Here is a 25,487-nt window from a genome sequence, read left to right as displayed (position 1 = left end):
ATGAGCATCACCTCCGCCCTTGCCGGCGCCCTGTCGGGACTTTCGGCAACCTCGCGGCAGGCCGAGATCCTGTCGTCGAACGTGGCCAATGCAACGACTCCGGGCTATGCCCGCCGGCAGGTGGGCCTGGGCGCGGCGGTTCTGGCGGGGCACGGACAAGGTGTGCAGATTCTTGGCGTCACGCGCGACGTCGACCGGCATCTCCTGGGGGAACGGCGGATCGCCCAGGCCGGGGGCGGCGACCGCGATGTCCGGGCCGCATTCCTGAAGCGGGTCGAACAGACGCTGGGCACCGCCGACAATCCCTCATCCCTGGCGGCGCGCCTTGCCGCCTTTGACCAGGCCCTGGTCGAGTCGGCCGGGCGACCGGAATCGCAGGCGCGCCTGAACAGCGTCGCCACCACGGCCAAGTCCCTGATGGCCGGCCTTGCCGCCGCCACGACCGACATTCAGAACGCCCGCGCCAGCGCCGACCGCCGCATCGGAGAGGACGTCGGCAAGTTGAACTCCACGCTTCAGCAGCTGCACGAGCTGAACGTGAACCTGCGCTCTTTCACCGGGGCCGGGCGCGATGTCTCGGCACTTCTGGATGAACGGCAGCGGCTGGTCGACCAGATCTCGGCCATCGTCCCGGTTCGCGAGGTTCCGCGCGACCTGAACCAGATTGCCCTTTTCACCGTCGGGGGCGCCCCCCTGCTGGAAGGCTCGGCCGCGGTCATCGGCTTCACCCCGGTCCACACGATCACCCCGGAAATGACCCAGGCGCTTGGTGGGCTGTCGGGGATCACCATCAACGGGAGGCCCTACGACACGGCCGGTTCGTCCAGCCCGATCCTGGGCGGAACGCTTGGTGCGCTGTTCTCGGTTCGGGACGAACTGGCGGTCGGCGCTCAGGGAAAGCTGGACGCTGCTGCCCGCGACCTGTTGGAACGCTTTGCAGGCCTTGACCCCACCCTTGCGCCGGGAGCAGCCGGCCTCTTCACCGATGCTGGTGGTACGTTCGATCCGCTGAACGAGGTCGGCCTCGCGGGGCGGCTGCGGCTGAACCCTGCCGCCGACCCGGCCCAGGGCGGGGCGCTTTTCCGTCTGCGCGACGGGCTTGGGGCCGCGACCGAAGGTCCGCCGGGCAATGGCACCCTCTTGACCGCGCTGCATGCGGCCCTGACCGGCCCCCGTCCGCTGGCTTCTGCCGGCTTCACCGCCGGCGACCGCAGTTTTGCCGTCCTGACCTCGGACATTCTGTCGGACGCCTCGTCCATGCGGCTTTCGGCGCAGTCCGAGCAAAGCTTTTCGGCAGCCCGCCTGACTGCGCTGACCGACCTTGAGGCGCAGAACGGCATCGATACCGACCAGGAGATGCAAGAGCTGCTGGTGCTTGAGAAGAACTACGCCGCCAATGCCAAGGTGATCCAGGCGGTGGCGGACATGATCGACACCCTCATAAGGCTTGGCGGATGACCCGGATCTCGGTTGGCGATGCAAGTCTGACGAACATTCTGGCGCGCCAGGGGGCCGACCTGCGTGGGCAGGTTCAGCGAGCCGCGCAAGAGGTGGCGACAGGGCGACACGCGGACATCGGCAAGGTGATGCGTGGCGACGTCGCGCCCCTGCTTGCCGTCGACGCCAGCCTCGCCCGCCTTGCGGCTTACAGGACCAATACGACGGATGCCGCCTTCCAGACCGCGGCGCAGCAGTCCGCCATCGCGGGCCTGTCGCAACTGGCCGCAGGCATCACGATGACGTTGATGGGGTCCCGGGATTTCCCGACAGCAGCCCAGGTGAACGCCACGGCAGCCGACGCACGGGGCCGGCTTTCCTCGGCCATTGGGCTGATCAACACACAAGCCTCTGGTCGCGCTGTCTTTTCCGGCGTCGCGACCGACACCGTCCCGCTGGGTGGCTCCGAGGACCTTCTGGCTGCTCTGGAGACGGCGGCAGCCGGTGCAACGACGGCGGGTCAGGTCGAAGCTGCAGTCAACGGCTGGTTCGCCGACCCCCTGGGTTTCGCTACATTCTACCAGGGCGGCGCATCGCTCTCGGCGGCCCCGATCGCCCCCGGAGAGGCAGCAGACCTTTCGACCACGGCAATGGACCCAGCGATCCGCGACACGCTGGCGGGCTTCGCGATGGCAGCGCTGATGGACCGCGGGGTCCTGGCCGGAAATGCCGAGGAACGGGCACGGCTGGCACAGATCGCAGGCCAGACCCTGCACCGGACCGAAGACGCGCGGATCACGCTGGCGGCCCGGATCGGGACTGTCGAGGCGCAGATCGAAACCGCCCGCACCCGAAATGCCGCCGAGGAGACGACGCTTGGAATTCTGCGGTCGGACATCGGCTCGGCCGACCCCTACGAAGCGGCGACCCGGCTGGAGACTGTCCGCGCGCAGCTTGAATCCCTTTATCTCGTCACCGCCCGCGTCTCGCGGCTGAGCCTTACGGAGTACCTGCGATGATCCGCTTCCTTCTGGCCCTGTTCCTGACCGTCGGCGCTGCCGGTGCCGAATCGATCCGAATCAAGGATCTCGTCGAGTTCGACGGAGTGCGCGGCAACGACCTGGTAGGCTACGGTCTTGTGGTGGGACTGAACGGCACCGGCGACGGCCTGAGGAACGCGCCTTTCACCGAAGAGATCATGGCGAACCTGCTGGAACGGCTGGGGGCCAATGTAACGGGCGAGGAGTTCCGGCCGAAGAACGTGGCAGCGGTCTTCGTCACCGGGCAACTCCCGCCCTTTGCAAGGGCCGGGGGGCGGATCGACGTGACGGTCTCGGCCATTGGGGACGCGAAAAGTCTTTTGGGCGGGACGCTTGTGATGACGCCCCTGCACGGGGCGGACGGGCAGATCTATGCCGTGGCACAGGGGACGATCATCGCGGGCGGGATCACCGCCGAAGGCGATGCGGCGCGGGTGACCCAGGGCGTGCCGACGGCCGGGGTGATCCCCTCGGGCGCGCGGGTGGAGCGGGAGGTGGAGTTCGACTTCGCGGGTCTGCCTTCTTTGCGGCTTGCGTTGAAGTCGGCCGACTTCACCACCGCCGCCCGAATCGAGCAGGCGGTGAACTCGGAATTCGGGACCCGGGTGGCCGAGATGACCGACGCAGGGACCGTGGCGATCAACATCGGCGCGACGGGGATGCGGTCTCCGGCACATGTGCTGGCGCGGCTGGAGGGGATCCTGGTGGAACCCGAGACACGGGCGCGGGTGGTGGTGGACCAGCGGTCGGGGACGATCGTGATGGGGGCAGACGTGCGGATCAGCCGGGTTGCGGTGGCACAGGGCAACCTGACGTTGCGGGTCGAAGAAAGCCCCCTGGTGTCCCAGCCGAACCCTTTTGCCGAGGGCGAGACAGTGGTGGTGCCGCGGTCGAACGCCTCGATCACGAAGGACGGGACGGGGCTGGCCGAGGTGCGGGGCGGAACCGATCTGGCCGAGGTGGTGGCCGGGCTGAACGCCCTTGGAGTGGCGCCGCACGATATGATCGACATCCTGAAAAGCATCAATGCGGCCGGGGCGCTGCATGCTGAGTTCGTCGTGAACTGACGCGGATCGTCCTGCGTGGACAGGAGGGCAGGGCCAATGGAATCAGTAGTTTGCTTGTGGACGTTCATATCCTCTTAACCAGGTTGCGGACTTTCCTCCCGTCCTGAACGTCTCGCCCGACGGGATGGATGACGTAGGTGTCCTGGGATCACCCACTTGATTCAACCGCTCGTCGCGTGCGGTGTCGGGAGGGCCGCAGTTGACCCTTTGGGGCCGCAGGCGTAATCGGGAACCTGCACTCAGGAACAACGAGCACCCCCTTGGCCATTCACCTGCACAAGTCCGACCTTCCCGACGGCCTGATCCTTGGCCCCGTGGTTGCCATTGATACCGAGACGATGGGCCTTGACCCGCGCCGCGACCGGCTTTGCGTCGTGCAGCTTTCCGACGGTAGCGGGGACGCCCATCTGGTGCAGATCGCAAAGGGCCAGACCCGTGCCCCGAATCTGGAACGCCTGCTGACCGATCCTGCCACGCTCAAGCTTTTCCACTTCGGCCGCTTCGACATTGCGGTGATGAAGAAGGCATTCGGCGTCACCACCGCGCCGGTCTGGTGCACCAAGATCGCCTCGAAGCTGATCCGCACCTTCACCGACCGGCATGGTCTGAAATATCTGCTGGCTGACCTCGTCGGCGTGGATGTCTCTAAGCAGCAGCAGACCAGCGACTGGGGGGCCGAGATCCTGACCGACGCACAGAAGGATTACGCCGCCTCGGACGTCCTGTACCTGCACCAACTCAAGGCGGAACTGGAGGCACGGCTGATCCGCGAGGACCGGCTGGGCCTGGCACAGCGGCTGTTCGATTTCCTGCCAACGCGGGCCGAACTGGACCTGATGGGTTGGGAAGACACCAATGACATCTTCCTCCACTGACTTTCTCGCGACCGGACAACGCGTCATCCGCCGCGAGGCCGGGGCGCTGAAGACGCTTGCCGACGCCCTGGACGACAGCTTTGCGAAAGCCGTGGGCCTTCTGATGGCCGCAAAGGGGCGCGTCATCGTGTCGGGCATGGGGAAATCGGGGCATGTCGCCCGCAAGATCGCGGCGACCTTTGCCTCGACCGGCACGCCGGCGCACTTCGTCCATCCGGCAGAGGCCAGCCACGGTGACCTGGGTATGGTGGCTGCGGGCGACGTGCTGATCGTGCTGTCGAACTCTGGCGAGACGCCGGAACTGGCCGACATCCTAGCCCATGCCAAACGCTTCGGCATCCCGATGATCGGGATCACCAGTCGGGATGGATCGACCCTGATGCGGCAGGCGACGGTCGGCCTCTTGCTGCCCGATGTGCCCGAAGCCTGCGAGAAGGGCATCGTGCCCACCACCTCGACCACCATGACGCTGGCCCTGGGTGACGCCCTGGCAATCGCGCTGATGGAACACCGCGCCTTCACGCCCGAGCATTTCCGCATGTTCCATCCCGGGGGCAAGCTGGGGGCGAGGCTGCTGAAGGTCGGCGACCTGATGCACAAGGACCCGCCGCTGGTCGCCGCCGACCTGCCGATGGGCGAGACCCTGCTGGAGATCACCAAGCGCGGCTACGGCGTTGTGGGTGTGACCAACCGGCAAGGTGACCTGGCCGGAATCATCACCGACGGCGACCTGCGACGCCACCTGGAAGGGTTGATGCTGCATGTGGCGGGCGAAGTCATGACGCCAGACCCGCGCACCATTGGTCCCGACGCACTGGCGGGTGAGGCCTTGGCGCTGATGAACGACCGCAAGATCACCTGCCTTCTGGTGACGGCCCCCGAGAGCCGCAGCCCGATCGGCATCCTCCATGTCCACGACTGCCTGCGGGCAGGCGTCGTCTGAGAATGGCACAGGTCGACCGGCATACGCGGGTGGTGGTCTGGCTGAAGGTCGTCCTGCCGTTGGCCGCGCTGGCAATCCTGTCGACCTTGTTCCTGGTGGCCCGCCGGATCGACCCCGAGGCCGCCCTGCCCTATGCCGAGGTCGACGTCGAGGACCTGGCGCGCGAGCCCCGGATGACCGCTCCGACCTATGCCGGGACGACCGAGGACGGCTCGGCGCTGACGCTGTCCGCCGATGAGGCGCAACCTGCGGCCGAGGGTCAACCCGCGCAGGCGGCGGGGCTTCGGCTGGACCTTGCCACCCCGGATGGCGGAAGGACCGGACTGGTTGCGGCCGAGGCGCGGATGGACGACACCTCGCGCCAGGTGGTTCTGTCGGGCGGGGTCACCCTGACGACCTCGACCGGCTACCGGCTGGAGACGGCGGAAGTTGCCGCCAGGCTGGACCGGACGGGGTTGGAAAGTCGGGCGCCGGTGAAGGCGACGGGACCTGCGGGCGTTATCACGGCCGAAGGTATGGTGCTTAGTCAGGACAACCGCACCCCGGGAGCGTATGTTCTGGTTTTCAAGGGTAGCGTCCGGCTGGTATACCAACCGGGCAGCTGACCCCGCTGCAGAGGTTCGACGCATGACATTCCGGTTTGGTTTTCTGGTCCTGACCCTGGCGCTGGCGGCACAGGTCGCCCAGGCACAGCAGGAGATCGCCTTCGGCGAGCTGGATCAGGACACCACGCTTCCGGTGCAGGTCGCTGCGGATCAGCTTATGGTGAACAACGCCGACGGGACGGCGGTCTTCAGCGGCAACGTGGTTGTCACTCAGGGCGAAATGAAGCTGGCCGCAGGCGAGGTGAAGGTCACCTACGGCACCGAGCAGAACGACATCGCCAGCCTGATCGCTTCGGGCGGAGTCACGGTCACGAACCTTGGCGACGCGGCCGAGGCGCGGGAGGCGGTCTATACCATCGACTCGGGGGTGATCGTGCTGTCCGGCGATGTGCTGCTGACGCAAGGTGGATCGGCCATGGCGGGGCAGAAGCTGACCATCAACCTCAAGGACGGGACCGGCGTGATGGAGGGTCGGGTGACGACAACCTTCCAGCCGGGGGGCAACTGATGCCTCCTGAATTGAAGGTAACCGACGGCCAGGCCGGGTTGCAGATCCGGTCCTTGCGCAAAAGCTACAAGAAGCGCCCCGTGATCCGGGATGTGTCGATGACGCTGCGCCGGGGCGAGGTCGTGGCCCTGCTGGGCCCGAACGGTTCGGGCAAGACGACGTGTTTCTATTCCATCGCTGGCCTGGTGATGCCCGAGGGCGGGCAGGTGCTGATCGACGGCAAGGACGTGACCGCGCTGCCGATGTACCGCCGGGCACGGCTGGGAATCGGCTATCTGCCGCAGGAAGTCAGCATCTTCCGGGGCCTGTCGGTTGAGGACAACATCCTGGCCGTGCTGGAGATCGTGCAGCCGGACCGGCACAAGCGGCGTGAGCGGCTGGAGGAGCTGCTGAGCGAGTTTTCGATCACCCATCTGCGGCGGACCCCTGCTTTGGCGCTGTCGGGCGGCGAACGGCGGCGGGTCGAGATTGCGCGTTGTCTGGCGGCCGACCCGAAGTATCTGTTGCTGGACGAGCCCTTCGCGGGGGTGGACCCGATCGCGGTGGGGGAAATCCGCCACCTGGTTCATGACCTGAAAAGCCGGGGGATCGGGGTTCTGATCACCGACCACAACGTCCGCGAGACGCTGGAGATCGTGGATCGGGCCTATATCCTGCACGACGGCAAGGTGCTGATGAGCGGGACGACGGACGAGGTCGTGCGCGACGAAACAGTGCGTCGCGTGTACCTGGGCGAGAACTTCCGCATCGTCTGAAGTTGCGTCATCGATTCGGTTGACAACCGGGGGCAGGGCTGCGCCAAATACCCTCAATGCGAGCGTCATTTGCCCTCGGTTTGATCCGTCGTGCCGCGAAGTCTTCAGTCGGCGGTCCTTGCGTGACGCAACGTTCCTTCCATCTCTTGTGTAGGGGATCGGTTCGGTCGGGCTGACCCGGATCGTACCGGAATGCATGTGAAAGGAGAGGCCATGCGCTATCAGATCAGTGGGAAACAGATCGACGTCGGTGAGGCTCTTCAGACCCATGTGAAGGCCGAAATGGGCGAGGTGGTCGAGAAGTACGCCCAGCGCCCGACCGAATGTATCGTGGTTTTCTCGCGGGTTGCGCATGAGTTTGTCTGCGAGGCGGTGATCCACCTGTCCACCGGCCTGACCGCCCAGGCGAAAGGCCACGCCGCCGAGATCTATGCGGCATTCGAGTCCTGCCGCGAAAAGCTGGACAAGCAGCTGCGGCGCTACAAGCGGCGGATCCGCAACCATCATTCGAACCGTCCGGGACCGGTTGAATTCGGCGGGGCGTCCTCGTATATCCTCGCCGGAACCGAGGACGCCGAGGAAGCTGAGCCTGACAGCCTGCAGCCCGTGGTCATCGCCGAGATGGAGACGAAGATCCCTTCGATCACCGTCGGCGAGGCCGTGATGCAGATGGAGCTGGCAGGTCAGAAGATGCTGGTGTTCCGCAACGAAGGACATGGGGGCGTGAACGTCGTGTACCGTCGGGAAGACGGGAACATCGGTTGGATCGACCCTCGAAACGCAAAGTAACGCGCCCGGACTAGCGCAGGAACAACGCCCCCTCATGGAACTATCCAAGCTACTTGTGCCAGGCGCCGTTCGGGTTGTCGGGCAATTCACCTCCAAGAAGCGGCTGTTTCAGGAGCTGGGTGAGATCGCGTCGCAGGCCTATGGGCTGAGCGGGGCAGCGGCGATCGACGGGCTGCAGGAACGCGAGTCGCTGGGCCCGACCGGCGTGGGGCATGGCATCGCCCTGCCCCATGCACGGCTTGAGGACCTGAAAGGGATCATCGGCGTCTTCCTGCGGCTGGAAAAGCCGCTGGACTATGACAGCGTCGACCGGCAGCCGGTGGACCTGGTCTTCGGCCTTTTCGCGCCAAAGGATTCCGGGGTGGACCATCTGAAGGCTTTGGCCCTGGTCAGCCGGACGATGCGGGATCCGTCGGTGGTGACGAAGCTGCGGGCGAACTCGGACCCGGCGAAGCTGTATGCGATCCTGACCGAGGCGAGGGCTCCGCAGGCGGCGTGAGCCTGTCCACGGTGGACAATCGCTGATCCATCATTGAAATCAGATACTTGGCCTCGGGCGTTAGGAGTTTCTTAACCCGCGCCCAGGGATCGCTCGTCGATGACTTCGTCACTCCTCGCTGCGTTGCGACGAGAAGCCGAAGGCGAACGAGGAGCCGTCATTTGCGCCAGCGGGCGAAGCCGAAGCCCATGTAGTCGCGCTGGTAGGCCTCGGCCGCAGCGGTTTCGAGCGGTTCGTCCCAGATGGAGAGCAACGCTTCCGTCGCGGGGTCTGCCGACACAACCGGCGGCGCGACGCCCGCCCCGGCGGCCAGATGGGCGAGGCCCTCGGCCAAACGATCCTCGCGCAGCAGATGATCAAGCGGCTGAAAGCTGGCGACGCCCTGCACCAGAGCGGTCTGGCTGGCCAGACTGGGGTCCACGCGGGCGCCGGTCTGGCCGCCGACGGCAAGCCGGCAGTAGTTTAGGAAGATCAGGAAGGCCGCGCGTTCGGCCTCGACGCTTGCAAAGGGTTCGCCGGGGGGCTGCAACTCGGCAAGGAAGCCGTTGATGAGGATGCGGCGCAGGTCCTGCGCGTCGCCCATCACGATCTTGCGGCGAAAGGCGACGTAGGCGCGCAGCAAGGGATGCCGCAGCACGGTGAAGCTGCAATGGCCCGGGTGCTTGCGCTTCCATTGGCGAAGCGATTTCTGCTCGAAGCCTTCAGATACGGTGCCGAGGCTGGCGAACCAGTCGCGGATTGCGGTCTGCGGCCCCGAACGGATGGGGAAGAACAGCAGGCCCGCTTCGGATGCCAGTGCCGTGGGCACCCCTGCGGCGCGGCGCGGCTCGAAGCTGGGGGTGCGGCCAAGGTTGAAGACATCGACGGCGGCGATGGCTTCGGCCAGCGCCTCGGGGTTTTCCAGCTTGTCCTCCAGCGGGCCGGGGTTCTGCTTCTTCAGCGTGTCGTCCAGTTGCTTGACCCGCGCTTCGACGCCCAGAAAGGCGGCCAGGCCGTTCATCACTTCGACCGAGCCAAGGTCGTCATAGTCGAGGTAGAAGGCGGTCTGGCCCGTCGTCTGCAGGGCGTTCAGGATCAGAAGCTGGAAGGCCTGGATGTCCTGCAGGTGCGTGAGGAACTCGGGCACGTCGAAGCGGACCTTGGCGGACTTCAGCCGCTTGGGGTTGGTCAGCTTCCACTGGTCGGTCGCCTGCGCAATCTTCCAGCTGACGTAGCTTTCCAAAGGGTTGCGGGTCAGGATGACCTTGGCGCAGCCGGGGTCGGGCAGCACGTCGTCCAGGATGCGCAGGTCGTGGTCGTGGAAGAAGCGGAAACCGGGCAGGCCCTCGGTGTTTTCACGAAGCTTGCGAAGAAGGGGACGCGGGTCGCGGTCACGGTCCTCCATCGTGATGCCGAAAAGTTCGGTCCGGTCCTTCTTGCCCAGAATGTAGCGGTTGAAAACCTCGCCGTGGCTGTGGACGCCGGGCAGAGCGTTCAGGTTCGCCTCAAGCAGGTTCGACCCGGTGCGCATTTCGGCGAAGACGACAAAGGCGTGGAAGCGGCTCATCTGACGACGCGAGGCCGGGCGAAGGGGGGCGCGGGCAGCGCAAGCTCGGCGTCCGAGGGGAAGTCCCCCATGAGGACCGGGGCCATACCCTGATTGCGCAGGTCCTGCAGGAAGCCCCCGAAACCGTGCAGGTCCAGAAGCTGTGGCAGGTCCGTCATCCGATGGGCGCCGCGGGGGTTCAGAAGATCGACAAGCTGCTCCAGCGGCTCGGCCGGGTTCTCGATGAACTCGGTCAGCGACCAGATGCGGGTGCGGGCCTTGGTTTCCGGGCCCTTCAATAGGTGGATGAAGTCGCTTTCCACCTTCTGCAGGCGCGCGGCCTCGGCGCGGACTTCGGCGGCGCTGCGGCCCGATTGCCAGAGCGGGACGGCGAAGGCGCCCGAGATCACGAAGATCGAGGCGTTTTGATCGGAAGCGATCGTCGGGGCGATGTCCTGTTCATCCTCTGGGCCGAACTGGAAGCACTGGGTTTCGCCCCGGGTGTTCCAGATCAGGTTGGCAAGGAAGCTGCGCGGATTGTAGTCGCGCAGGGTCGGGCTGTCCGAGAGCCCGCCCTTGAAGACGGATTCTCCGCCCGCGAACTGGACGCGGTCGAATGCGAAGAGATGGCCGTGGACCCGCGCCTCCAGCGCGCGGGCAAGCCAGGGCTGAAACTCGGGGAACAGCGGCGCGAAGCCGGAGAAGACGCCGTAGGGTGCGGCGGACTGGGTGCCGCCGCGGGCCCGGATCGGGAAGCGGCTTTGCATGTAGAGGCCGGGGCGGCCGTTGACCCGGCGTTCGACGGCCTTGGCGAAGAGGCGGTTGATCTTGCCGGGGCTGGGTTCGGGCGCGTGGGCGCGGTCGCCGTCAGGGGTGAGGAAGGTCTGGTACAAGAGCCGAGCCTGCGGCCAGGCCTTGCGGGCGATGAAGGAGTCGGCCTGGCGCAGAAGGTGAAGGTGATCGTCGTAGAAGATATAGGGCCGACCTTGGTAGTCGAACTTTGACAGGGTCAGCGAGCGACTTTCGATGCGAGTCGATACCTAGCGCGCCAAGCTTTGAAAATAGCTTTCATCGGGGATCCAGACCCGTTTGAAGTAGCGGTCGATCCTGGCGCGGTCGGGGTGTTCGAGGATGGCCTGAAGCGTGGGGCGGGTCAGGCACCACCACTGGCTGCCAAGGTGCGGGACAAGACCTTTGGGCAGGCGGCGGCGGAACCGCAGGATGCGTTGCAGGCTGACGTAGCCGTCAAAGAGGCGGCGCTGGGTCTTCCATTTGAAGGGGAAACGCAGGGTGAAGCGTTCCTCGTTCAGCCCACCGATGGTCCAGCCGACATCCGCCGTGGTGACACTTTCGATGAAATCGGTGTCAGGGTGCTGGGCAAGGTGGGCCTGCAACGCGCGGACCGGCTTGATCGGCAGGCAAGAGCCGGAGGCGAGGAGAATGTGGCTGACCTGGGGAAAGTCGGCCAGCAACCGGGTCGCGGCGTCCTTGGTGGCCTGGACGATGCCAAAGGTGCCCCATTCGCAGGGCAGGCGCGGCGTGAAGCGGATGTCGGGCAGGTCCTTCAACGCGGCGCGGAGGCCGTCGAACTGCGGTTGCGGCGTGCGGGCGTCGACGTGGATCACCACCGGGCAGCCATGATCAGCCCAGTGCCGGGCCAGTTGCGCGGCCCGGTCCAGTGCTGCGTGGCACAGCATGACCACGCCCATTTTGACGCCAGGGAGGGTCACGCCCAGTTTCCTTTCGACATCAGGCCCAGGATTTCCAGTTGTCTCCAGTTGACATATTTCTCGCTCCAATTGCACCAAAGATCGCGTTCGCGGCTGATCCCTTCGCGGTAGGCGCGGTATTCGTCGCTTTGGGCGTAATGCTCGCCTCGGGCCAGTTCTTCGGCGGCCTTGGCGGCGAAGGTGTCCAGGAACTTGGCGTGGAGAAGAACGCCGGACGGTCTTTCGCCACCCTGGTCGTCGTAGACAAGGTTCAGGCGGCGCGGCAGCAGCATGTGGGTCGAGGAGACATAGGCGTAGGAGCGGTCCCATCTGACCAGGGGCGTCTTGTTCATTGCGGGGGCGCGTTTGGGGCGGTCGGTGAAGAAGAGGCGCGCGCGGGGGCCGCCCTGAATCCAGAGGTTGCGATACAGCGGGTTACGGCTGATGACGTAGTTGCCGCTGTCGAAATACTGGGCGATCTCGAAGGGGTTCTGCCCCTCGCGGTAGGGCTGTTCGTGCATCGCGCCCTTGGGATACATGTCCAGCATCATTGCGGCAAAGCTGGCGGTCTCGGCGCTGTCGAGCCAGTCGGTGAGGGCGCGCAGGGGGCGGGTCTCGCAGAACGGGTAGACCAGGAATTCGTCGACGTCCACGGTCAGGCACCAGCGGCCATGCCCGTGGCGACGCAAGAGGTGCATCATCCAGTCCATGCCGAAGCGGGACTGCTTGTAGCCGGCGGTGGCGGACCAGACCGACACATCAGGCTGGTCGGCCAGGTAGTCCCGAGTGCCGTCGGTCGAGCCGTTGTCGACGATCAGGAAGTGATCGACTCCAAGGCGGCGGTAGTAGGTCAGGAAATACGGCAGCCGCACACGTTCGTTGCGGACGGTCGAGAACAAGAGGATCGGCTGGGCGGGCAGGCTGGCGGTACGGTCTGCGACGGGGGTCAGCTGACGACCGCGGCGAAAAGCGCGCACCAGCAGGTACTGGCGCTTGCTGCGCAGCCGGGCGAGCGTCATCAGGCCCATTGCCTGCCTCCAGGGCTGGAGTCTGTTCCCGTCATATCCAGCCGCCCCGCGACATCAGGCCCAAAGCCTCCATCTGTCGCCAGCCGGTGTAGCGGGTCGACGCCTTCGTATGCAACACCGGGTTGGCGGTGAGGTGGTCGTAGTAGGCAGAGTACTGGGAACCGTTGCCGAAATGCTCGCCTCGGGCCTTCTCCTCGACGGAACGTTCGGTAATCCCCGGAAGAAATTTCGTGTGCAGGATGATACCAGACGTCAACTCTCCACCATCGGTTGCATAGACCTGGTTCAGCCGTGGTGGCAGCAGCGCGTGGGTCGAGTTCACATAGGCATATCGCCAATGCCAGCGGACGAGCGGGGTCTTGTTCAGCGTCGGCGCGCGGCGGGGGGCGTCGGCGAAGAACACCCGCGCGCGCGCGCCGCCCTGAATCCACAGGTTGCGCATCCGCGGCTGGACCTGAACCTGGTAGTTCCCGGCGTCGAACCAGCCCAGGTGGTCGGTCGGGTCGTCCTCTGGCCCCACCTTGCCTTCGGACACCGGACCCTTTGGATACATGTCCACCGTCAGCGCGCCAAAGCTGTCGCGGCCCTGGGTGCCCAGCCATCCGGTGAGGGCAGGCAGAGGACGGGTCTGCCAATAGGGGTAGATCAGCAGCTCATCTGCATCCAGCGTCAAGCACCAGTGGCCCGACCCGTGTCGCATCATCAGCCAGGTCAGCCAGTCCATCCCGAAGCGCGAGGCCTTGTAGCTGGCCTGGGTGTGCCAGAGCGACAGATCCGGCTGGTCGCGCAGTAGGTCCGACGAGCCGTCGGTGCTGGCGTTGTCCACCACCAGGAAGTGCCGGACCCCCAGCGCGCGATGGTGGCGCAGGAAATGCGGCAGGCGGTCGGCTTCGTTGCGGACGCAGAGAAAGCAGAGGATGTCGCCCGCCCCAATTTGCGCCGTCCGGTCCTGCACCACGGAAAGCTGGCGACGACGCTCCAGCGCCCGCAGCAGCAGGCGCTGGCGGCGGGTCCGAAGCTTCAGGGCCAGAAGCGCGCCCGCAATGCCGCCGGGCGGCGCGCCCAGCGTGCCGATGGGGCAGGCATGGGGCAGATCGGCGAGGCGCGTGACCGTTCCCCGACCTATTGCGCAGCTTTCTGCATCGCCACCATCTCGTGCAGGAAGCTGGCGAACTCTTCGCCAAACTCGGGCCGCGAAAGGCCGAAGGCGACGGTCGCCTGCAGGAACCCGATCTTCGAGCCGCAGTCATAACGCTGACCGCGGAAGCGCAGGCCGAAGACGCCGCCCTTTTTCTTTGTCTCTTGTGCGATGGCGTCGGTCAGCTGGATTTCCCCGCCCGCGCCCTGCTTTATCTTGTTCAGGTTGGTCAGCACCTGCGGCGTCAGGATGTAGCGGCCGATCACGGCCAGGTTCGAGGGCGCGTCCCCGGCCTTGGGCTTTTCGACCATGCCCTTGACCTTGACGATCTGGCCGTCGTCCTCGGCGATGTCGAGGATGCCGTAGCTGGAGGTCCGCTTTGGCGCGACCTCCATCGCTGCGACCATGCAGCCGCCGGTTTCGGCATGCGCCTCGACCATCTGTTGCAGGCAGGGCTTTTCGGCGGCGATCACGTCATCGGGCAGAAGGACGGCGAAGGGTTCGTTCCCGATCAGGCGACGGGCGCACCAGACGGCGTGGCCCAGACCCATCGGCCGGTTCTGCCGGACATAGGCGATGGCGCCCGAATCCATGTTGGTGTCCTTGAGGATCTCCAGAAGGTCGGTCTTGTTCTTGCGGCGGAGTTCGGATTCCAGTTCCGGCGCGTGGTCGAAATAGTCCTCAAGCGCGGACTTGCCGCGCGAGGTGACGAAGATGAATTCCTTGATCCCGGCGGCGCGGGCTTCGTCGATGGCGTACTGGATCAGCGGCCGGTCGACCAATGTCATGATCTCTTTCGGGATCGACTTGGTGGCCGGCAGAAATCGCGTGCCCAGACCGGCGACCGGAAACACTGCCTTGGTGATCTTCTTCGGTTTCATGACTCGTCCTAACCCCGTCTGGTCGTGATCAATAGCTTTGGTCCGAATGCATTGGCTGGCGAATCTGACCTTATGCGGGCAGAGCCGCGGCAATATTGGTAACCTGCCCGATGTGGCAAGGTTTCGCACCAAAAAACGTCGTCCCGATGACCGTTCGGACCTATGGCCGCAGGTCAAGTCAGGGATTCATCAGCCAGGTGCGGCGGAAAGCATCCTTTCGATTATCGCAACGTCAGAGGGGTTGTTCAGTTCCCAGAACTGGCGGCCGCGGGCCTCGACCTGAACGCAAAGCACGGGATGGCCGTTTTCCAGGAACCGAAGCTGCTCCAGGCCTTCAAGCTGCTCCAGCGTGCCCAGCGGCCATGTGGGGTAGGCTGCCAGCGCGGCGGGTCGGTAGGCGTAGACGCCGACGTGGTGGAAGACCGGGGTGGGGGCTTCGGGCGCGTAGGGGGCAGAGGTGAAGGGGATGACTTCCTTGGAGAAATATAGCCCGTGGTGGTGTGTGTCGAAGACCGCCGTGGTGCCGCCGACGCGGCCCGCCTTGCGGTCGGCCAGCAGGCTGGCAAGCGCCTGCCCGTCGCAGCGCAGAACCGGGGTGGCGATCTGGGCCTGCGGGTCGGCGTCAAGGCCCGCGATCAGGTCTTCGACGAACCAGGGGGGTGTCAGCGGCGCGTCGCCTTGAAGGTTCACGATGATGTCGAAGCCGGGAAGCTGCGCGGCCACCTCGGCGCAGCGTTCGGTGCCGTTGCGCGCGCCCTGCGAGGTCATCACCACTTCGGCGCCGAAGGCGGAGGCATGGTCGGCGATTCGGGCGTCGTCCGTAGCGACGACGACCCGGTCCGCGCCTCGGACGGCCATCGCTGCCTCCCAGCTGCGACGGATCAGGGTCTTGTCGCCGTCGGGGCCGCGCAGGGTGACCAGCGGCTTGCCGGGGTAGCGCGTGCTGGCATAGCGGGCGGGGATGGCGATCAGGGTGCTCATTTCAGCACCACCCCCGGCGCGTAGGCGATGAAGAACGGGTTGTCCCAGCCAGGCTTGCCATAGCCGAGCGGTGTGTGGTCGTCGAAGCGGACGACATGGCCCCCTGCCCCGCGCAGGACGGCGTCCCCGGCGGCGGTGTCCCATTCCATCGTGCGGCCAAGGCGGGGGTAAAGGTCGGCCTCGCCCGTCGCCACCAGGCAGAACTTGAGGCTGGACCCGGCCGAGGTCATGTCCTTGACCGCGTAGCGTGCGATGTAGTCGTCGGTCGCCTGGTCGCGGTGGGACTTGGAGGCGACGACCATCAGCGCGGCGTTGTCGGGGGTGGAAACCCGAAGCGGCGTCTGGGGGCCGGGTTCGGGGCCGAAGGGGCCGGTTTCCTCGACCGAAGTGCCGTCGGGCAGGGTGTAGAACAGCCGCCCCTTGGCGGGGGCGTAGACGACACCCAGGGTGGGGATACCGTCGCGCACGTAAGCGATGTTGACGGTGAAGTCGCCGCGCCGCTGGACGAACTCCTTGGTGCCGTCCAGGGGGTCGACGATGAAGAAGGTGGTGGCGGTCAGCGCGTGGCTGGCGGCCTGTTCCTCGGTGATCAGGGGCACATCGGGGAAGGCGGCCCGCAGACCGGCCGAGATGACCGCATCCGCCGCCTCGTCGGCTTCGGTCACTGGCGAGGCGTCGCCCTTGGCGCGGACCTCGAAGTCCGGGCCGTGGTAGACCTCAAGGATACGTGCGCCCGCGTCCAGCGCCAGTCGGCGGAAAAGCGGCACTGCCTGGGTAAAATCCATCACGTCTCCTGCGGCGATTGATCATCGATTTCGCGGCCCTTATCCTTCGGCGTCAACGGAACGGCAAGATTTCCTGATGCAGGATGCCGCCGGAAGGAGTCTGGGCCGCATGTTCCGACACAAGCCGCAAGAGCGTTCATGGATCGGCCTGGGGTTCGAAACCCTGGAGCTGATCTATCATGTCGGCGTGCGGAACCTGCGCAAGACGCACAACAATGCGGTTCTGGGCCTGTTGATGTCGATGGTCCAGGCATTGCTGATGCTTCTGATCATGTACTTCATGATGAGGTTGTTCGGCCTGCGCCGAATCGCGGTGCGCGGCGATTTCATGCTGTATGTGATGTCGGGCGTCTTCATGTTCATGACGCATATCAAGGCGATCGGCGCGGTGTCGGGCGCGGACGGGCCGACCTCGCAGATGATGATGCACGCGCCGATGAACCCGATCATCTCGATCATGGGGGCGGCACTGGGGTCACTTTACCAGCAGACGCTTTCCGCGGCGGTGATTCTTTTCGTCTACCATGCGATCTGGAACCCGATAACCATAGACCAGCCTGTCGGGATGTTGGGCATGTTCCTGTTGTCCTGGTTCGCCGGCGTCGGGATCGGGATGGTGTTCCTGTCGGCAAAGCCCTGGCAGCCCGAAGCGGTGGGGATCATCGTCACGCTTTACACGCGGGCAAACGTGATCGCCTCGGGCAAGATGGTCCTGGCCAACAACCTGGCGCGCGAAAGGCGTGACTGGTTCGACTGGAACCCGCTGTTTCACACCATCGACCAGGCGCGAGGATTCATCTTCCTGAACTACACGTCGCGCTATACCGACTATCACTATGCGATCTATTATGCGCTGATCTGCATGATGATCGGTCTCATGGCGGAATTCTTCACCCGGCAGCATGCCTCGGCCAGTTGGAACAAACGGCGATGATGCGGATTCTGATCCTTTTCCTTCTCTTGTCGCACCCCCTCCAGGCCGAAGAGTTTCCGGCGCTGTTCGCGGTCACCGGCGTCGCAGACGACGATGTGCTGAACATTCGCGCCCGGCCGGACGCCGGTTCGCCCATCATCGGCAGCCTCGCGCCCGATGCGACGGGGGTCGAGGTGATTGCAACCCGGGGCAACTGGGCGCTGGTCAACGGCGGCGAGGGGTCGGGCTACGCCTCGATGCGCTTTCTGACGCGGGAACCCGGACCGGCATGGAACGCATTGCAGGCCCCGCTGATCTGCCGGGGGACGGAACCCTTCTGGTCGCTTGAGATCGATCCGCAGAGTCGCGCGACCCGTTTCCTGACGCCGGAAGATCAGGCGCCCGCCCCTGAATCGATGACCGGTGTCTGGCCCGCCGAACCCTGGGCGCGATCGGCGGCCATCGGACTGCCGGATGGCCTTGCCGTGCTGACCGGGGCGGAGTGTTCCGATGGCATGTCCGACCGCAGCTACGGCATCGTCGTCGATATCTTCCGCACCGGACCGGCAGACGAGCGCCGGTTGTCGGGATGCTGTCTGCTGGCCCGACCCTAAGGCCGCGGCAAGGTGCCCGGTTTTTGCGCATCATCGCAGAAGATTCACGGGTCTGCCTGCGTGGCAAGAGTTGCAGGCCCGAAACCGCCTGCCTATATACGCCTCACACGGGTGTCAGGCCGCCAGATCTGACCTCCATCCAGGGCGGGGATGCCTGCTTGCAAGGGTCCTTGCCGGAACATCGCCTGAAGTAAAGGGATACACATATGGCCAAAGTCATCGGTATTGACCTCGGAACCACGAACTCCTGCGTCGCCATCATGGATGGTTCGCAGCCTCGGGTCATCGAGAACTCGGAAGGCGCGCGCACGACGCCGTCTATCGTCGGTTTCACGGAAAGCGAACGCCTGGTCGGCCAACCCGCCAAGCGCCAGGCCGTGACCAACCCCACCAACACCGTTTTCGCCGTCAAGCGCCTGATCGGCCGCCGCCTTGGCGACGCCGAGGTGGAGAAGGACAAGAAGCTGGTCCCCTACAAGATCGTCGACGGTGGCAACGGCGACGCCTGGGTCGAAGTGCGTGGCGAGAAGTATTCGCCCAGCCAGGTTTCCGCCTTCATCCTGCAGAAGATGAAGGAAACGGCGGAATCCTATCTGGGTGAAACCGTCACTCAGGCCGTGATCACGGTGCCCGCCTACTTCAACGACGCCCAGCGTCAGGCCACCAAGGATGCTGGCAAGATCGCCGGTCTTGAGGTGCTGCGCATCATCAACGAACCGACGGCCGCCGCACTTGCCTATGGCCTGGACAAGAAGGAATCGCGCACGATCGCCGTCTATGACCTTGGCGGCGGTACCTTCGACATCACCATCCTGGAAATCGACGACGGTCTTTTCGAGGTGAAGTCGACCAACGGCGACACCTTCCTGGGCGGCGAAGACTTCGACATGCGCATCGTTCAGTACCTGGCCGATGAGTTCAAGAAAGAGCATGGCGTCGACCTGACCCTGGACAAGATGGCGCTGCAGCGTCTGAAGGAGGCCAGTGAAAAGGCCAAGATCGAGCTGTCGTCGTCCCAGCAGACCGAGATCAACCAGCCGTTCATCAGCATGGACAAGAACACCGGGCAGCCCTTGCACCTGGTGGTCAAGCTGACCCGGTCCAAGCTGGAAAGCCTGGTCGAGGACCTGATCAAGAAGTCGATCAAGCCCTGCATGGCCGCGCTGAAGGATGCTGGCGTCTCCAAGGACGACATCGACGAGGTCGTGCTGGTCGGCGGTATGACCCGCATGCCGCGCGTGATCGAGGAAGTGACCAAGTACTTCGGCAAGGAACCCCACAAGGGCGTGAACCCGGATGAAGTCGTGGCGCTGGGCGCGGCCATCCAGGCCGGCGTTCTGCAGGGCGACGTCAAGGATGTGGTCCTTCTGGACGTGACCCCGCTGTCCCTGGGCATTGAGACCCTGGGTGGCGTCTTCACCCGCCTGATCGACCGCAACACGACGATCCCGACCAAGAAGTCCCAGGTCTTCTCGACCGCCGAGGACAACCAGAACGCGGTGACGATCCGCGTGTTCCAGGGCGAACGGGAAATGGCCGCCGACAACAAGATGCTGGGCCAGTTCAACCTGGAACAGATCCCGCCCGCCCCGCGTGGCGTGCCGCAGATCGAGGTGACCTTCGACATCGACGCCAACGGCATCGTGTCGGTGAAAGCCAAGGACAAGGGCACGAACAAGGAGCAGGCGATCACCATCCAGGCCTCGGGTGGTCTGTCGGATGCCGACATCGAACAGATGATTCGGGACGCCGAGGCCAACGCCGAAGCGGACAAGGCCCGCAAGGAACTGGTCGAGACCAAGAACCAGGGCGAAAGCCTGCTGCACTCGACCAAGAAGAGCCTGGCCGAGCATGGCGACAAGGTCGACCCCTCGACCGTCGAGGCGATCGAGTTGGCGATGAGCCCGCTGGAAGACGCGCTTAAGGGTGAAGACCCCGGCAAGATCAAGGGTGCGATCCAGAACCTGACGGAAGCCGCGATGAAGCTGGGCGAGGCAATCTACAAGGCTTCGCAGACCGAGGGTGGTCCGTCCGAAGATGAGCCGCGGCCGGTGGACGATGACGATATCGTCGACGCCGACTTCGAGGACCTGGGCAACAACAAGCGGAAGTAAGCCGCAGGAAACGGGAAAGGGGGCGGTCTGGCAACGGACCGCCCCCCTCCGGTTCCACATGGGGGTTTTGCCGTGGCAAAGCGTGACTATTACGATGTTCTTGGGGCGAAAAAGGGCGCTTCGGCCGACGAGCTGAAGAAGGCCTATCGGGCGAAGGCGAAAGAGCTGCACCCCGACCGCAACTCCGACAACCCGCAGGCCGAGGCCCAGTTCAAGGAAGTGAACGAGGCCTACGAGGTCCTGAAGGACGAACAGAAGAAGGCGGCCTATGACCGGTTCGGCCATGCCGCCTTTGAAAACGGCATGGGCGGCGGCCCGCGTCCTGGCAGCTACGGCGGACAGCAGGGCGATTTCGCGTCGGCGTTCTCGGACGTGTTCGAGGACCTCTTCGGCGACTTCATGGGTCGGGGCGGCGGCGGCGGCGGTGGCCGGTCTCGCGCCCAGCGCGGGTCAGACCTCCGCTACAACATGCGGATCTCGCTTGAGGAAGCCTATGCCGGCATCCAGAAGACGATTCAGGTGCCGACTTCGATCACCTGTGACACCTGTCATGGATCGGGTGCAGAAGGCGGGGCGGAGCCCGTCACCTGCCCGACCTGCAACGGCATGGGCAAGGTCCGGGCGCAGCAGGGCTTCTTCACCATCGAGCGGACCTGTCACCAGTGCAACGGCATGGGCCAGATCATCAAGAACCCGTGCAAGACCTGTGGCGGCCAGGGCCGGATGCAGCGCGAAAAGCAGCTGTCGGTCAACATCCCGCAGGGGGTGGAGACGGGCACTCGTATCCGTCTGGCCGGTGAGGGCGAGGCGGGCCTGCGCGGCGGGCCGAATGGCGACCTTTACATCTTCATCGAGGTGAAAGAGCACGCGCTCTTCCAGCGCGATGGGGTGCACCTGTTCTGCAGGGTGCCGGTGTCGATGCCGACAGCGGCCCTGGGCGGTGAGATCGAGGTGCCGACGATCGACGGCGGCAAGGCGCGGGTGAAGGTCCCGGCCGGGGCGCAGTCGGGCAAGCAGATGCGCCTGCGGATGAAGGGGATGCCGGCGTTGCGGTCCAGCAATACCGGGGACATGGTCATCGAGCTGGCGGTGGAAACCCCGGTCAACCTGACTTCCCGCCAGCGGGAGTTGCTTAAGGAATTCGAGAAGCTGAGCGAGGAGAACAACCCCGAAAGTTCCAGCTTTTTCAGCAAGGTCAAGGGCTTCTGGGACGGAATGAAAGGCTGACGCGGGCGTAGGGTGGGCAGTATTGCCCACCCTACTCTTGCGCTTCGCCATTAACCGTTTCTCAACCATGTCGCGGCAGGCTTGCCCGCATGGTCCAATCGTTCCGCGAACCCTTTCTACCCTTGGTCGCGCCTGCTGGGGATGCCGATGAGGCCGAACCGAAGGCGCTGACCGGGCGACTGCCCTCCTACATTTCCGACCACCGCCAGCGCCTGCGCGACCGCTTCCTTCAAGCCGGGGGCACGGCCCTGCCGGACTACGAGCTTCTGGAACTTGTCCTCTTTCGTGCGATCCCGCGACAGGACGTCAAGCCGCTGGCCCGGCTTCTTCTGGACACGTTCGGGGACTTCAACCGCGTCATCACCGCCTCCCCCGCCCGGCTGCAGATGGTCAAGGGTGCCGGTCCCGCGGTGGTGCTGGAGCTGAAGCTGGTCGAGGCCGCCGCGCAACGGATGATGCGGGCGCGGGTGATGCAGAAGCCTATCCTGTCCAGCTGGGACGCCCTTCTGGACTACTGCCACACCACGATGTCCCACCGCGAGACGGAGCAATTCCGGGTGCTGTTCCTGGACCGCAAGAACGTCCTGATCGCCGACGAAGAACAGGCCAAGGGCACCGTCGACCATGTTCCGGTCTATCCGCGCGAAATCGTCAAGCGGGCGCTGGAGCTGAACGCCTCAGCGCTTATCCTGGTGCACAACCACCCCTCGGGCGACCCGACGCCGTCGGACGCGGACCTTTCCATGACCCATCAGGTCAAGGACGCCTGCGAGGCGCTTGGCCTGACGCTGCACGACCACCTGATCATCGGCAAAAGCCGCGAGCTGAGCTTTCGCTCAACGGGCTACCTTTAGCTCAGCCTTTGCGCTACCGATAGCGCATGAGCGGATTCGACCTTGTCATCTTCGACTGCGACGGCGTGCTGATCGACAGCGAGATCATCAGCGCACGCATGCTGGTGGCCGAGCTGTCACGGCTGGGCCTGACCATCGACCTGGCTTACGTGGAGCGCAATTTCCTTGGCCGGAGCTACCCCGTGGTGATGGAGACGATCCGGCGCGAGTTTGGCCTGGACCTGCCGCCCGACTTCGAGGCGCAGTATCGCGAGGCGCTTTTGGCCGCTTTCCAGCAGGACCTGAAGGTCGTCCCGCATGTGCATGAGGTGCTGGAAAGCATCGGCGTGCCCTATTGCGTCGCCACCTCGTCCAGTCCGCGCCGGGTCGAGATGTCGCTGAAGCTGGTGGGCCTGAGCGAGTTGGTCGGCGACAGGGTCTTCACGTCGACCCTGGTCGCCCGCGGCAAGCCCGCGCCGGACCTGTTCCTTTATGCCGCCGACCGTATGGGCGCACGACCGGACCGGACTCTGGTGATCGAGGACAGCCTGACCGGCATCCGCGCCGGGCTTGCGGCGGGGATGACGGTCTGGCGCTTTGTCGGGGGCAGCCACCTGGGCGCGGACGCTCCGGCAGAGCCCGAGGATGCGCGACCGCACCGCAGGCTTGTCAGCTTTGCGGAATTTTTCCAGATTGCGCCGACCCTGAAATCGACCAGGCAACCGGCATGAGCAACGAACCCTCCCTTCAGGACGAGGCCGCACGGGCGGGCTGGCTGTATTACGTCGCCGGGATGACGCAGGACCAGATCGCGGCGGAACTGGGTGTCAGCCGGCAGCGGGCGCAGCGGCTGGTCAGCCGGGCGATGGCCGAGGGGCTGATCCATGTCCGCCTGAACCACCGAATCGGCGCTTGCCTGGACCTGGAGGCCGCCTTGCGCGACCGCTTCGGGCTGGACCGGGTGCGGGTCGCGCCGGGCCTTGGTGCCGGGGCCGATCCGGTGCGCGCAATCGCCCCGGCCGCAGCGGCGGAACTGGAGCGCTTCCTGCGGATGCCGGAACCCTTGGTCATCGCGCTGGGGACCGGCCGGGCGATGCGCGGGATGGTGGACGCGATGGTCGAGATGGAGGCGCCGCAGCATCGGCTGGTGTCCCTGATCGGCAACATCGCCCCCGACGGCTCGGCCAGCTTTTTCGACGTGGTGATGCGGATCGCCGACAAGGTCCGCGCGCCGCATTACCCGATGCCGGTCCCGGTGATCAGCCCGACGCCCGAAGAGAACGAAGCCTTCCATCGGCTTGGCCCGGTGCAGAAGGTCGTGAGCCTGGCGCAGGCGGCGGATGTGATCTTCGTGGGCGTCGGCCAGATGTCGAACGACGCGCCCCTGCTGGCCGATGGTTTCGTCAGCCGCGACGAGTTGGACGAGATGCAGGCCGCCGGAGCCTCGGGTGAAGTGGCGGGCTGGGTCTTCGATTCGGAGGGGCGCTATCTGGACCTTGGGACCAATCGCAGGACCGGCGGGGTTCGGGTTGCGCAGAATTTGGACCGGCCTTCGATCGGGATTGCTGCGGGTGCATCCAAGGTTCCGGCGATCCACGCGGCGATAAAATCCAGGATCATCAACGGTCTCGTCACCGACGAGCCCAGCGCAAGGGCGCTGCTGGCCCGCCCCTGAACCGTGCAGGTGCGGCGGAAGAGGGGGCTTGACGACTCTGGGTCAACTGTGAGCATTTACCCACCATGCGATGATTTGCTCATACGCTTATCCAGGGAGGATACCATGACCAAGACGCTTCGCGCCCTTATGGGTGCAACGGCTCTTGTCGCGCTTTCGGGCGTGGCGATGGCCGAGACGACGATCACCGTCGCCACCGTGAACAACGGCGACATGGTCCGCATGCAGGGCCTGATGGACGACTTCAACGCCAAGCACCCCGACATCAAGGTCGAGTGGGTCACGCTGGAAGAGAACGTCCTGCGCCAGAACGTGACGACCGACATCGCCACCGGCGGCGGTCAGTATGACGTGATCACCATCGGCACCTACGAGGTTCCGATCTGGGGCAAGCAGGGCTGGCTGGAAAGCCTGAACGACCTGCCCGCCGACTATGATGTCGATGACCTTCTGCCCGCGATCCGCGGCGGCCTGACCGTGGACGGCAACCTTTACGCCTCGCCCTTCTACGGCGAATCCTCGATGGTGATGTACCGCACCGACCTGATGGAAGCCGCCGGGATGGCGATGCCCGAGGCGCCGACCTGGGCCGACATCGAAAAGGCCGCGGCGGCGATGACGAACAAGGACGCCGGCATCTACGGCGTCTGCCTGCGCGGCAAGGCCGGCTGGGGCGAGAACATGGCCTTCCTGACCGCCATGTCCAACAGCTTTGGCGCGCGCTGGTTCGATGAAAACTGGGTGCCGCAGTTCGACAGCCCGGAGTGGAAGGCGACGCTCGACTTCTACCTTGGCCTGATGAACAACTATGGCCCGCCCGGCGCATCGAACAACGGCTTCAACGAAAACCTGACGCTGTTCAACCAGGGCAAGTGCGGCATGTGGATCGACGCCACGGTTGCGGCGTCCTTCGTGACCGGCAAGGATTCGACCGTGGCCGACAAGGTCGGTTTCGCACTGGCCCCCGACAATGGTCTGGGCAAGCGCGGCAACTGGCTTTGGGCGTGGTCGCTGGCAGTTCCGGCATCGTCGGATGCCAAGGACGCGGCCAAGACCTTCATCAACTGGGCGACCAACAAGGACTACCTGGCGCTTGTCGCGTCGAAGGAAGGCTGGGCCAACGTTCCTCCGGGCACGCGGACTTCGCTGTATTCCAACGAGGAATACGCCAAGGTGCCCTTCGCCAAGATGACCATCGACAGCATCAACTCGGCTGACCCGACCGCTCCGTCCGTGCAGCCGGTGCCCTATGTCGGCGTCCAGTTCGTCGCGATCCCCGAGTTTGCGGGCGTGGCAACCACCGTGGGCGAGATCTTCTCGGCCGCGCTGGCTGGATCGAAGTCGGCTGACCAGGCGCTGTCGGAGGCACAGGCCTTCGTCGCAGACGAAATGAAAGCCGCCGGCTACAACTGACAAGACACGTCCCGGGGGATACCTCCCAACACCTCCGGGACGACCTTGGCTTGCGGACCTCGTGGTGGACCGCAAGCCGCCCTTCAAAGCCGAAGCCCTGCCTCTTCGCTTGCGTGGCCCCCGCCTGGGCCGC

General features: G+C 65.2%; 24 protein-coding genes and 1 pseudogene. 18 read left to right on the top strand and 7 right to left on the bottom strand.

What is annotated here, in order from left to right; genetic code table 11:
• From flgK to Q8M85_RS19840, 10 genes are all read left to right on the top strand, one after another.
• Positions 1 to 1,458 (top strand): flagellar hook-associated protein FlgK, encoded by a 1,458-nt coding sequence (gene flgK, locus Q8M85_RS19885; protein ID WP_305547836.1) that lies wholly within the window; start codon positions 1 to 3, stop codon positions 1,456 to 1,458.
• On the top strand, positions 1,455 to 2,456 hold the full coding sequence (locus Q8M85_RS19880) for a flagellin (protein WP_305547834.1): 1,002 nt from the start codon (positions 1,455 to 1,457) through the stop codon (positions 2,454 to 2,456). Before flgK ends, Q8M85_RS19880 begins: the two co-directional genes overlap by 4 nt.
• Complete coding sequence (locus Q8M85_RS19875) at positions 2,453 to 3,544, top strand: flagellar basal body P-ring protein FlgI (RefSeq protein WP_305547832.1); 1,092 nt, start codon at positions 2,453 to 2,455, stop codon at positions 3,542 to 3,544. Before Q8M85_RS19880 ends, Q8M85_RS19875 begins: the two co-directional genes overlap by 4 nt.
• A 260-nt stretch (positions 3,545 to 3,804) precedes the next feature.
• Positions 3,805 to 4,419 (top strand): ribonuclease D, encoded by a 615-nt coding sequence (locus Q8M85_RS19870; protein ID WP_305547830.1) that lies wholly within the window; start codon positions 3,805 to 3,807, stop codon positions 4,417 to 4,419.
• Positions 4,400 to 5,362, top strand: coding sequence for an SIS domain-containing protein (locus tag Q8M85_RS19865; RefSeq protein ID WP_305547828.1), 963 nt, complete (start codon positions 4,400 to 4,402; stop codon positions 5,360 to 5,362). The genes Q8M85_RS19870 and Q8M85_RS19865 overlap by 20 nt, the downstream gene beginning before the upstream one ends.
• 2 nt (positions 5,363 to 5,364) lie before the next feature.
• On the top strand, positions 5,365 to 5,967 hold the full coding sequence (gene lptC / locus Q8M85_RS19860; RefSeq protein WP_305547826.1) for an LPS export ABC transporter periplasmic protein LptC: 603 nt from the start codon (positions 5,365 to 5,367) through the stop codon (positions 5,965 to 5,967).
• A 22-nt stretch (positions 5,968 to 5,989) separates the two neighbouring features.
• Positions 5,990 to 6,475: an LptA/OstA family protein gene (locus Q8M85_RS19855; protein ID WP_305547824.1), complete on the top strand. Its 486-nt coding sequence runs from the start codon at positions 5,990 to 5,992 to the stop codon at positions 6,473 to 6,475.
• The gene (gene lptB / locus Q8M85_RS19850) at positions 6,475 to 7,230 is read left to right on the top strand and encodes an LPS export ABC transporter ATP-binding protein (protein WP_305547823.1); all 756 of its coding nucleotides are present in this window, start codon (positions 6,475 to 6,477) and stop codon (positions 7,228 to 7,230) included. Before Q8M85_RS19855 ends, lptB begins: the two co-directional genes overlap by 1 nt.
• Positions 7,231 to 7,443: 213 nt before the next feature.
• Positions 7,444 to 8,019, top strand: coding sequence for a ribosome hibernation-promoting factor, HPF/YfiA family (hpf, locus tag Q8M85_RS19845; protein WP_305547820.1), 576 nt, complete (start codon positions 7,444 to 7,446; stop codon positions 8,017 to 8,019).
• A gap of 34 nt (positions 8,020 to 8,053) precedes the next feature.
• Positions 8,054 to 8,518: a PTS sugar transporter subunit IIA gene (locus Q8M85_RS19840; protein WP_305547817.1), complete on the top strand. Its 465-nt coding sequence runs from the start codon at positions 8,054 to 8,056 to the stop codon at positions 8,516 to 8,518.
• 157 nt (positions 8,519 to 8,675) lie between these two features.
• On the opposite strand, the gene Q8M85_RS19835 is transcribed toward Q8M85_RS19840, so the two are convergent.
• From Q8M85_RS19835 to cysQ, 7 genes and pseudogenes are all read right to left on the bottom strand, one after another.
• The gene (locus Q8M85_RS19835) at positions 8,676 to 10,064 is read right to left on the bottom strand and encodes a nodulation protein NodH (protein WP_305547814.1); all 1,389 of its coding nucleotides are present in this window, start codon (positions 10,062 to 10,064) and stop codon (positions 8,676 to 8,678) included.
• A pseudogene (locus tag Q8M85_RS19830) lies at positions 10,061 to 11,740 on the bottom strand (beta-1,6-N-acetylglucosaminyltransferase). Before Q8M85_RS19830 ends, Q8M85_RS19835 begins: the two are co-directional and overlap by 4 nt.
• A 29-nt stretch (positions 11,741 to 11,769) precedes the next feature.
• On the bottom strand, positions 11,770 to 12,780 hold the full coding sequence (locus Q8M85_RS19825) for a glycosyltransferase family 2 protein (protein WP_305547811.1): 1,011 nt from the start codon (positions 12,778 to 12,780) through the stop codon (positions 11,770 to 11,772).
• A gap of 31 nt (positions 12,781 to 12,811) precedes the next feature.
• Positions 12,812 to 13,735 carry a glycosyltransferase family 2 protein gene (locus tag Q8M85_RS19820; RefSeq protein WP_371135312.1) on the bottom strand — a complete coding sequence of 308 codons (924 nt, stop codon included), beginning with the start codon at positions 13,733 to 13,735 and terminating at the stop codon, positions 12,812 to 12,814.
• 167 nt (positions 13,736 to 13,902) lie between these two features.
• Positions 13,903 to 14,799, bottom strand: a complete 897-nt coding sequence (gene galU / locus Q8M85_RS19815; protein ID WP_305547808.1) for a UTP--glucose-1-phosphate uridylyltransferase GalU — start codon at positions 14,797 to 14,799, stop codon at positions 13,903 to 13,905.
• A gap of 189 nt (positions 14,800 to 14,988) precedes the next feature.
• Entirely contained in the window at positions 14,989 to 15,780 is a 792-nt protein-coding gene (locus Q8M85_RS19810; RefSeq protein ID WP_305547805.1) for a manno-octulosonate cytidylyltransferase, read from the bottom strand.
• Complete coding sequence (cysQ, locus tag Q8M85_RS19805) at positions 15,777 to 16,565, bottom strand: 3'(2'),5'-bisphosphate nucleotidase CysQ (RefSeq protein WP_305547803.1); 789 nt, start codon at positions 16,563 to 16,565, stop codon at positions 15,777 to 15,779. The genes Q8M85_RS19810 and cysQ overlap by 4 nt, the downstream gene beginning before the upstream one ends.
• Positions 16,566 to 16,674: 109 nt before the next feature.
• Here cysQ and Q8M85_RS19800 point away from each other — a divergent pair, with 109 nt between their 5' ends.
• From Q8M85_RS19800 to Q8M85_RS19765, 8 genes are all read left to right on the top strand, one after another.
• Positions 16,675 to 17,499 (top strand): ABC transporter permease, encoded by an 825-nt coding sequence (locus tag Q8M85_RS19800; RefSeq protein WP_305547801.1) that lies wholly within the window; start codon positions 16,675 to 16,677, stop codon positions 17,497 to 17,499.
• Positions 17,496 to 18,092, top strand: coding sequence for a COG3650 family protein (locus tag Q8M85_RS19795; RefSeq protein ID WP_305547799.1), 597 nt, complete (start codon positions 17,496 to 17,498; stop codon positions 18,090 to 18,092). The genes Q8M85_RS19800 and Q8M85_RS19795 overlap by 4 nt, the downstream gene beginning before the upstream one ends.
• A 206-nt stretch (positions 18,093 to 18,298) precedes the next feature.
• Positions 18,299 to 20,206, top strand: a complete 1,908-nt coding sequence (dnaK, locus tag Q8M85_RS19790; RefSeq protein WP_305547797.1) for a molecular chaperone DnaK — start codon at positions 18,299 to 18,301, stop codon at positions 20,204 to 20,206.
• Between the two features lie 72 nt (positions 20,207 to 20,278).
• Positions 20,279 to 21,433 (top strand): molecular chaperone DnaJ, encoded by a 1,155-nt coding sequence (gene dnaJ, locus Q8M85_RS19785; protein ID WP_305547794.1) that lies wholly within the window; start codon positions 20,279 to 20,281, stop codon positions 21,431 to 21,433.
• 89 nt (positions 21,434 to 21,522) lie between these two features.
• On the top strand, positions 21,523 to 22,287 hold the full coding sequence (gene radC, locus Q8M85_RS19780) for a DNA repair protein RadC (RefSeq protein WP_305547792.1): 765 nt from the start codon (positions 21,523 to 21,525) through the stop codon (positions 22,285 to 22,287).
• Between the two features lie 26 nt (positions 22,288 to 22,313).
• The gene (locus Q8M85_RS19775; RefSeq protein WP_305547790.1) at positions 22,314 to 22,997 is read left to right on the top strand and encodes an HAD family hydrolase; all 684 of its coding nucleotides are present in this window, start codon (positions 22,314 to 22,316) and stop codon (positions 22,995 to 22,997) included.
• Positions 22,994 to 23,941 (top strand): sugar-binding transcriptional regulator, encoded by a 948-nt coding sequence (locus Q8M85_RS19770; protein ID WP_305547789.1) that lies wholly within the window; start codon positions 22,994 to 22,996, stop codon positions 23,939 to 23,941. Before Q8M85_RS19775 ends, Q8M85_RS19770 begins: the two co-directional genes overlap by 4 nt.
• Positions 23,942 to 24,046: 105 nt before the next feature.
• Complete coding sequence (locus Q8M85_RS19765; protein ID WP_305547788.1) at positions 24,047 to 25,354, top strand: sugar ABC transporter substrate-binding protein; 1,308 nt, start codon at positions 24,047 to 24,049, stop codon at positions 25,352 to 25,354.
• Positions 25,355 to 25,487: the final 133 nt, after the last annotated feature.

This window comes from Tabrizicola sp. (assembly GCF_030694085.1).
Lineage (GTDB): Bacteria > Pseudomonadota > Alphaproteobacteria > Rhodobacterales > Rhodobacteraceae > Tabrizicola.
The sequence above is the reverse complement of the archived record's forward strand: the minus strand, read 5'-3'. Positions and strand labels throughout refer to the sequence as shown.